Annotated in this window: 7 protein-coding genes; 3 read left to right on the top strand and 4 right to left on the bottom strand. The window is 66.6% G+C overall.

From position 1 onward, the window contains the following. Nucleotides 1-543: 543 nt before the first annotated feature. From R5H29_RS05610 to R5H29_RS05600, 3 genes are all read right to left on the bottom strand, one after another. A complete protein-coding gene (locus R5H29_RS05610) occupies nucleotides 544-1,158 on the bottom strand; it encodes an RluA family pseudouridine synthase (protein ID WP_332328890.1) in 615 nt (204 codons plus the stop codon). Nucleotides 1,159-1,280: 122 nt separating this feature from the next. After that, entirely contained in the window at nucleotides 1,281-2,267 is a 987-nt protein-coding gene (locus tag R5H29_RS05605; RefSeq protein WP_005415428.1) for a malate dehydrogenase, read from the bottom strand. 118 nt (nucleotides 2,268-2,385) lie between these two features. Then, complete coding sequence (locus R5H29_RS05600; RefSeq protein ID WP_005408225.1) at nucleotides 2,386-2,877, bottom strand: peptidylprolyl isomerase; 492 nt, start codon at nucleotides 2,875-2,877, stop codon at nucleotides 2,386-2,388. 267 nt (nucleotides 2,878-3,144) lie between these two features. Between R5H29_RS05600 and typA the strand changes: the two genes are divergently transcribed. From typA to R5H29_RS05585, 3 genes are read left to right on the top strand one after another with little or no spacing between them, the layout of a single operon-like run. After that, nucleotides 3,145-4,992 (top strand): translational GTPase TypA, encoded by a 1,848-nt coding sequence (gene typA / locus R5H29_RS05595; protein WP_026346967.1) that lies wholly within the window; start codon nucleotides 3,145-3,147, stop codon nucleotides 4,990-4,992. 11 nt (nucleotides 4,993-5,003) lie between these two features. Beyond that, nucleotides 5,004-5,471 carry a DUF2127 domain-containing protein gene (locus tag R5H29_RS05590; RefSeq protein ID WP_019659569.1) on the top strand — a complete coding sequence of 156 codons (468 nt, stop codon included), beginning with the start codon at nucleotides 5,004-5,006 and terminating at the stop codon, nucleotides 5,469-5,471. A 41-nt stretch (nucleotides 5,472-5,512) separates the two neighbouring features. Beyond that, complete coding sequence (locus tag R5H29_RS05585) at nucleotides 5,513-7,135, top strand: amidase (protein WP_164144152.1); 1,623 nt, start codon at nucleotides 5,513-5,515, stop codon at nucleotides 7,133-7,135. 72 nt (nucleotides 7,136-7,207) lie between these two features. On the opposite strand, the gene R5H29_RS05580 is transcribed toward R5H29_RS05585, so the two are convergent. Further along, nucleotides 7,208-8,335, bottom strand: coding sequence for a mechanosensitive ion channel family protein (locus tag R5H29_RS05580; RefSeq protein WP_332328889.1), 1,128 nt, complete (start codon nucleotides 8,333-8,335; stop codon nucleotides 7,208-7,210). Nucleotides 8,336-8,615: the final 280 nt, after the last annotated feature.

Below are 8,615 nucleotides of genomic sequence, written 5' to 3'. Positions count from 1 at the left end.
CCGGGTGGGCTTGGCGCCGAGCATGCCATGGTTCGGGTGAAAGACCGGCCATCGGGCGCCGCCCCCTCCGCGGTGTGGTCCAGCCAGCTCGGGGTGGGGGGGGGGGGGGGGGGGGGGGGGGGGGGGGGGGGGGGGGGGGGGGGGGGCGGCGGGCGGGGGGCGCCGCGGCCCCCCCGGCCCCCCCCCCCCCCCCCCCCCCCCCCCCCACCCGGCCACGGACAATTTCCTGCGCACCGCGGGAAGATCAAAAGAAAAATCAAAAGCAAAAGCCGGTTCTTCAGGCATTCGTGTCGACCAAGGTCGACACCTACCAAAGCAGAACGCCGTTCCGACCGATCGCGGCAATCTGTCGGAGGTGGGGCGGTGCGGGTTGGCAGGACCGTTGGCGCCATGGATGGCGCCATCGAGCCCCCATGGATGGGTTCACGGCATGTCCTGCCAACCCACACCGCCCCGCCCAACAAGTAGAAAACCAGAGCCGCCTTGGCCTTTCGCGTTGCTCCGGTTCGTAGCAGGTGCAGGGCTGCAAGCCCTGCCGAACCCCTAGAACGGAGCCGCGGACTCGAACGCGAGCGCCTCGCCCGTCAGCGGATGCGTAAACCGCAGGCTGCGCGCATGCAGATACACGCGTTGCGCCGGTGCCGCGTCATACAGCACGTCACCGACGATGGGATGACCGAGACTGGCCATGTGCAGGCGCAGCTGATGGCTGCGGCCGGTGATCGGTTCCAACGCCACGCGCGTGCGCCGCGCTTCAACATCGCGCACCAGCACGCGCCAACGCGTCAGCGCCGGCTTGCCGCGCTCATGGTCGACCCTCTGCTTCGGCCGGTTCGGCCAGTCCACGATCAACGGCAGGTCCACTTCACCGGAATCACCCTCGAGCAGCCCCTGCACCACCGCTTCATACCGCTTGCCAACCTGGCGCTGCTCGAACTGCATCGACAACGCCGCCTGCATGTCCTTGCCGCGCGCATGCAGCAGCAGGCCGGAAGTCACCTGGTCCAGGCGGTGCACGGTCAACGCATCCGGATACAGCGCCTGCAGGCGCGCGACCACGCAGTCCTGGTTCTCGGCGCTGCGGCCGGGTACGGACAACAGGCCAGCCGGCTTCTCGGCCACCAGCAGTGCGTCATCGATGTAGTGCAGGTGGATCATGCGGTTCCAGGAATTCCAAATGAAAACGGGGAAGCCGAAGCCTCCCCGCTTTCTGCGTACCAACCAGCGGTCGGTACCTACCTTGATGGAAGACGTACCGTCCGGAGCCGGTACCGCCTGCATCAGCCCAGCAGGTGGGCGACGCCGGCGCGCTCTTCTTCCAGCTCGGCCAGGGTCTTGTCGATGTACTTCTGGCTGAAGTCGTCGATCGGCAGATCCTTGACCAGGGTGTACTTGCCGTTCTCGGTGGTCACGGCAAAACCGAAGATCACGCCTTCCGGAATGCCGTAGGAACCGTCGGACGGCACGCCCATGGTGACCCACTTGCCGTTGCTGCCCAGCACCCAGTCACGCACGTGGTCGATGGCGGCGTTGGCGGCCGAAGCAGCCGAGGACGAGCCGCGGGCTTCGATGATCGCCGCGCCGCGCTTGCCGACGGTCGGGATGAAGGTGTTGGCGTTCCACTCCTGGTCGTTGATCGCATCGGCGATCGATGCACCATCGGCGGTGGCGAAACGGTAGTCCGGGTACATGGTCGGGCTGTGGTTGCCCCACACCACCAGCTTCTCCATGCCACCGACCGGCTTGCCGAGCTTGGCCGACAGCTGGCTCAGCGCGCGGTTGTGGTCCAGGCGCAGCATGGCGGTGAAGTTTTCCGGCTTCAGGTCCGGAGCCGACTTCATGGCGATGTAGGCGTTGGTGTTGGCCGGGTTGCCGACCACCAGCACTTTCACGTCACGGCTGGCGACCTTGTTCAGCGCCGCGCCCTGGGCGGTGAAGATCTTGGCGTTTTCCAGCAGCAGGTCCTTGCGCTCCATGCCCGGGCCGCGCGGACGCGCGCCGACCAGCAGGGCGATGTCGGCGTCCTTGAACGCGACTTCGGCGTCATCGGTGCCGACCATGCCGGCCAGCAGCGGGAAGGCGCAGTCTTCCAGCTCCATCATCACGCCCTTCAGGGCGGCCTGGGCCTTGTCGACCGGCAGTTCCAGCAGCTGCAGGATGACCGGCTGGTCCTTGCCCAGCATTTCGCCGGAGGCGATGCGGAACAGCAGGGCATAACCGATCTGGCCGGCGGCGCCGGTCACGGCAACACGAACGGGTGCTTTCATGGGGGTTTCCTCTTGCTTGCAAGCGTTTGATGGGACGCCGCGGGCGGAGCCACGCAGGCCTGGCGGGCGGCGGGGAACAGGGAAACGGCCACCCGTGGGTGGCCGTTTCGAAGGGGGATCAGGCGGCGAGGTGCTTGTTCCACTCGGCGACGCGGTCGGCCTGGGCGGCCAGCACGGCGTCGACGTCGCCTTCCAGGGTGATCGAATGGATCACGTCGCCCTGCTTGACCGAATCGACGATGGCCTGGCCTTCCAGGACCTTGCCGAAGACGGTGTGGCGGCCGTCCAGCCAATCGGTCTTGATGTGGGTGATGAAGAACTGGCTGCCGTTGGTGTTCGGGCCGGCGTTGGCCATCGACAGCGAGCCGACCTCGTGCTTCACGCCATTCTTTTCGTCTTCGAACTTGTAGCCCGGGCCGCCGGTGCCACGGCCCTGCGGGCAGCCGCCCTGGATCATGAAGTCGGCGATCACGCGATGGAAGATCAGGCCGTCATAGAAGCCGTGCTTGACCAGGTTCACGAAGTTGGCCACGGTCAGCGGCGCCTTGTCGGCGAACAGCTCGACCTTGATCGGGCCCTGGGTGGTGTCGAAAGTGGCGATGAGGGACATGAAGATCCTTGATGCAGAGGGGAACGCGTCTAGCCACCTAGTTTACACCTGCCTTGCGGCGGCGGCGGCTTCGACCATGGGCGCAGACCCGGGCTTCAGCCGCCGGCGGGGCAGCCCGCGCGACGGTCTGGCGGCCTCGGCCGTGTGGCGGCCCAGCTGAATGGCCCCCGTGACGGGCGTGAAATCCACCTTTTCGCGAATCGTCAAGTTCGACGTATAATGTTGGACTTCTTTTTCCAAATCCGGCGCCGACTGGCCCCCTTTCGTATGTCCATCGAAAATCTTCGCAACATCGCCATCGTCGCCCACGTCGACCATGGCAAGACCACCCTGGTCGACCAGCTGCTGAAGCAGTCCGGCACCCTGTCCGAGCGTACCGTCCTCGCCGAGCGCGTGATGGACAGCAACGACCAGGAAAAGGAACGCGGCATCACCATCCTGGCCAAGAACACCGCCATCACCTGGGAAGACAAGAAGACCGGCATCAAGAACCGGATCAACATCGTCGACACCCCCGGCCACGCCGACTTCGGCGGTGAGGTCGAGCGCGTGCTGTCGATGGTCGACACCGTGCTGATCCTGGTCGATGCGATGGACGGTCCCATGCCGCAGACCCGCTTCGTTACCCAGAAGGCCTTCGCGATGGGCTTCAAGCCGATCGTCGTGGTCAACAAGGTCGACCGTCCGGGCGCCCGTCCGGAGTGGGTGATCGACCAGGTCTTCGACCTGTTCGACAAGCTCGGTGCCACCAACGAGCAGCTGGACTTCCCGATCGTCTACGCCTCGGGCCTGAACGGCTACGCCGGCCTGGAAGACACCGTGCGCGACGGCGACATGACCCCGCTGTACGAAGCGATCATGAAGCACGCGCCGAAGCCGGAAGTGGACCCGGAAGGCCCGTTCCAGATGCGCATCAGCCAGCTGGACTACAACAACTTCGTGGGCGTGATCGGCATCGGCCGCATCCAGCGCGGCACCCTGAAGAAGAACATGCAGGTCGCGGTCATCGACCGTGAAGGCAAGAAGCGCAACGGCAAGGTGCTGCAGGTGCTGGGCTTCATGGGCCTGGAGCGCATCGAGCAGGATTCGGCCGAGGCCGGCGACATCGTGGCCATCTCCGGCATCCAGGAGCTGACCATCTCCGACACCATCTGCGCACCGGACTTCCCGGAAGCCCTGCCGGCGCTGACCGTCGACGAGCCGACCATCTCGATGACCTTCCAGGTGAACAACTCGCCGTTCGCCGGCAACAAGGACCTGTCCGGTGGCAAGTTCCTGACCAGCCGCCAGATCAAGGACCGCCTGGACCGTGAAAAGGTCCACAACGTGGCCCTGAAGGTCGAGCAGCTGGAAGACGCCGACAAGTTCCTGGTCTCCGGCCGTGGCGAACTGCACCTGTCGGTGCTGATCGAGAACATGCGCCGCGAAGGCTACGAGCTGGCCGTGTCGCGCCCGGAAGTGATCATCAAGGAAATCGACGGCCAGCTGATGGAGCCGATCGAGCAGCTGGTGGTGGACATCGAAGAAGTCCACCAGGGCGGCGTGATGGAAAAGCTGGGCACCCGCAAGGGCCAGTTGAAGAACATGGAATCGGACGGCAAGGGCCGCGTGCGCCTGGAATACCAGATCCCGGCCCGTGGCCTGATTGGTTTCCAGAACGAGTTCAAGACCCTGACCCAGGGTTCGGGCCTGCTGTTCCATGTGTTCGACCACTACGGCCCGAAGGAACAGGGCGCGATCGCCAAGCGCATCAACGGCGTGATGATCGCCAATGCGCCGGGCGTCACCCCGGCCTACTCGCTGGGCCCACTGCAGGAACGCGGCAAGCTCTTCGCCGCCGAAGGTGACAACGTGTATGAAGGCCAGCTGGTCGGCATCCACTCCAAGGACAACGACCTGACCGTCAACGCGATCAAGACCAAGCCGCTGACCAACATGCGCGCTTCGGGCAAGGATGATGCGATCCAGCTGACCCCGGCGATCAAGTACTCGCTGGAACAGGCCCTGGACTTCATCGAAGACGACGAGCTGGTCGAGATCACCCCGAAGGAGATCCGCCTGCGCAAGAAGTTCCTGACCGAGAGCGACCGCAAGAAGGCTTCGCGCGGCGGCTGAGCCAGCACCCCGTGAGCCAGAGCGGCTACAACCCGGATCCACACCGGCATCCGGGCCTGCACGTCATCGCCCTGCTCGAAGCGAGCAAGGCGATGCTGGCACTGTTGGCTGCCACCGGGCTGGAAGTGCTCGGACCGCAGCCGCTGCGGCACGGCATCATGGCCCTGATCCGGCGTTTCAGCCTGGATCCGGACCATGGCACCCTGCCCTCGCTGCTGCACATGATCAGCCCCGACGCGGTCCACCTGGCCGCGGCGGGGATGATCGGTTACGGACTGCTGCACCTGGTCGAAGCCTGGGGCCTGTGGCGGGCCAAGGCCTGGGCCTCCTGGCTGGGTTGCCTGACCGCTGCCCTGTACCTGCCCTTCGACATCTTCGCGATCATCCGCCATCCCGGCTGGCCGTCGTGGACGATCCTGGCCATCAACCTGATCGTGGTCTACGTACTCGCCCGCGACCTGCGCAAGCGCCACCGCTGAGCACTCGCTACACTGGGGATTGGAGCCGACCAAGCCGCCCCATGCGCCCGTCCTCGCCGCCTCTGCTGACCTGCCTGCTCGCCGCGCTGCCGGCGCTGCTTTCGGCTGGCTGCAGCCCGGCCACGCCCAGCGCGCATGCGGCCGAACCTGCGAGCCGCAACGTGCCGTTCCCGTACGCCGAAACCGATATTGCCGACCTGCAGGCGCGGATGACCGCCGGTGAACTGGACAGCACCACCCTGACCCAGGCCTACCTGCAGCGCATCGCCGCCCTGGACCGCGCCGGGCCGCGCCTGCGCGCGGTGATCGAGCTCAACTCCGATGCCCTGAAGGAAGCCGCCGCGCGCGACCGCGAGCGCCGTAGCGGCCACCTGCGCGGCCCGCTGCACGGCATCCCGCTGCTGTTGAAGGACAACATCAACGCCGCGCCGATGGCCACCAGTGCCGGCTCTCTGGCCCTGCAGAGCTTCCGTCCGGACGATGCCTACCTGGTGCGCCGGCTGCGCGATGCCGGCGCCATCGTGCTGGGCAAGACCAACCTCAGCGAATGGGCCAATTTCCGCGGCAATGATTCGATCTCCGGCTGGAGCGCGCGCGGCGGCCAGACCCGCAATCCCTATCGGCTGAGCCATTCGCCCTGTGGCTCCAGCAGCGGCAGCGCGGTAGCCGTGGCCGCCAACCTCGCCAGCGCAGCAATCGGTACCGAAACCGACGGCAGCATCGTCTGCCCGGCGGCGATCAATGGCATCGTCGGCCTCAAGCCGACGGTAGGCCTGGTCAGCCGCGACGGCATCATCCCGATTTCCTTCAGCCAGGACACCGCCGGTCCGATGGCGCGCAGTGTCGCCGACGCTGCCGCCGTGCTGACCGCGATCGCCGGCCGCGATGATGCCGACCCGGCCACCGCGACCATGCCCGGCCGCGCGGTCTACGACTACACCGCGCGACTGGACCCCCAGGGCCTGCGCGGCAAGCGCATCGGACTGCTGCAGACACCCCTGCTGAAGTACCGGGGCATGCCGCCACTGATCGAACAGGCGGCGACCGAGCTGCGTCGCGCCGGCGCCGTGGTGGTGCCGGTGGAGCTGCCCAACCAGGGCGCTTGGGCCGAGGCCGAGCGCACGCTGCTGCTGTACGAATTCAAGGCCGGGCTGGAGCGCTACTTCAGCGCCCATCGCGCCCCGCTGCGCAGCCTGGCCGAACTGATCGCCTTCAACCAGGCGCACAGCAAGCAGGAGCTGGGCCTGTTCGGCCAAGAACTGCTGGTGGCGGCCGACGCCACCGCCGGCCTGGCCGACCCGGCCTATATCCGCGCGCGCAGCGATGCACGCCGGTTGGCGGGCCCCGAAGGCATTGACGCTGCCCTCGCCGCCCACCAGCTTGATGCGCTGGTGGCCCCCACCACCGGCGTGGCGTGGCCGATCCGCAGCGAAGGCGACGATTTCCCCGGCGAGAGCTACAGCGCTGCCGCCGTGGCTGGCTATCCCAGCCTGACTGTGCCGATGGGCCAGATCAACGGCCTTCCCGTCGGCCTGCTGTTCATGGGCACCGCCTGGAGCGAGCCGAAGCTGATCGAGATGGCCTACGCCTACGAGCAGCGCACGCGCGCACGGCGCCCGCCGCACTTCGATACCGACGCGCTGATCGACGCTGGCGAGCCGTGATCGTGTTTCTGTAGAGCCGAGCCCACGCTCGGCTTCAACGGAAAATCGAAAGCAGCCGAGCATGGCTCGGCTCTACAGCGGCTGGTCGGGCTCCGCTGGCACGATCGCCGCCTCACCGTCTTCAGCCCCCGGCGAACGCACATCTGCAGTGCGTGCACGAGGACCACGCGGCATGTCCAGCTCGTCTGCATGCTGCAGTCGCGCACGCACCTGCGGCAGCGACTGCGGATGCTCACGCGCGAGGAAATCGAGCATGCGCTCGCGTACCAGGCAACGCAGGTCGAACGCGTCGCCGGAGCTGCGCGCACTGACCAGCAGGCGGATCTGGATTGCACGCTCACTGGTTTCAGTCACCTGGGTCACGCAGACTCGGCCATCCCACAACGCTTCGCCCCGGCAGATGCGCTCCAGTTCAGCACGGATCGCCGCAATCGGGGCACGATAATCCAGCCACAGGAAGGCTGTGCCGAGCAGGTCGGCACTACGCCGCGTCCAGTTCTGGAACGGGTTCTCGATGAACCAGGTCAACGGCACCACCATCCGCCGCTCATCCCAGATACGCACCACCACGTAACTGCTTCCGATCTCCTCGATGCGTCCCCACTCGCCTTCCACGATCACCACGTCATCCAGGCGGATCGGCTGCGTCAACGCGATCTGCAGGCCGGCGATCAGGTTGCCGAACACCGGCTTGGCCGCGATACCGGCCACCAGGCCGATCAGGCCGGCCGAGGCCAGCAGCGCGGTACCGATCTTCTGCACCATCGGAAACGTCAGCAGCACCAGCGATGCGCCCAGCACGATGATGCCGCCCATCAGCACCCGGCTGAGCACGCGCGTCTGGGTCTGGATGCGGCGCGCTTCCAGATTGTCGGAGACATCAATGGGATGGCTGCGCAGGATTGCGCGCTCGCCCGCCGCCACCGCACGTACCAGCAACCAGATGAAGCAGGCAGTCAACGCGATGTGCAGCACATGCTGCAGATGGCCCAGCAACGGATCCTGCAGCGGCGTGGCCTGCAGGGCGGGAATCAACAGCAGCAACGGCCACGCGGTGGCCATCGGCAGGCCGAGCACGCGCCCGATGCGCGCGCGCCGTCGATCACGCCCTTTCAGCCGGTGATAGATCCACAGGATCAGCCACGCGCCGATGCCACCCACTACTGCTGCCAATCCCAACGGCCATGCGTAGGCCTGCATGTGCTCCCAAGGCACTCTTGCCACCTCCACGTGAAAGCGTGAACGGACAGCCTCGCGCATGGCGCATGAGCGTCACGTCAGTCGTTCGTAAGGAGGGTGTTGATCGGCAGGGCTTGCAGCCCTGCACCCTGCTGCGAGCTGGAGCAACAGCATCAGCCGAAGCAGAAGCGGGTTTCCTGTGGGGTGGCGGGGTGGGTCCGGTTGCGGGAGACGCCGTGAACCCATCCATGGGGGCCTGGCCTCGGCATCCATGCCGCGGACACTCCCGCAACCGGACCCA

Source organism: Stenotrophomonas sp. A3_2 (assembly GCF_036624925.1).
GTDB classification, from domain to species: Bacteria; Pseudomonadota; Gammaproteobacteria; order Xanthomonadales; family Xanthomonadaceae; genus Stenotrophomonas; species Stenotrophomonas hibiscicola.
The sequence above is the reverse complement of the archived record's forward strand: the minus strand, read 5'-3'. Positions and strand labels throughout refer to the sequence as shown.

Excerpts from the sequence above, each read along its gene's own strand:
- R5H29_RS05605 (WP_005415428.1), bottom strand. The coding sequence starts at position 2,267 with ATGAAAGCACCCGTTCGTGTTGCCGTGACCGGCGCCGCCGGCCAGATC.
- typA (WP_026346967.1), top strand. The coding sequence starts at position 3,145 with ATGTCCATCGAAAATCTTCGCAACATCGCCATCGTCGCCCACGTCGAC.
- R5H29_RS05585 (WP_164144152.1), top strand. The coding sequence starts at position 5,513 with ATGCGCCCGTCCTCGCCGCCTCTGCTGACCTGCCTGCTCGCCGCGCTG.
- R5H29_RS05600 (WP_005408225.1), bottom strand. The coding sequence starts at position 2,877 with ATGTCCCTCATCGCCACTTTCGACACCACCCAGGGCCCGATCAAGGTC.
- R5H29_RS05610 (WP_332328890.1), bottom strand. The coding sequence starts at position 1,158 with ATGATCCACCTGCACTACATCGATGACGCACTGCTGGTGGCCGAGAAG.
- R5H29_RS05580 (WP_332328889.1), bottom strand. The coding sequence starts at position 8,335 with ATGCAGGCCTACGCATGGCCGTTGGGATTGGCAGCAGTAGTGGGTGGC.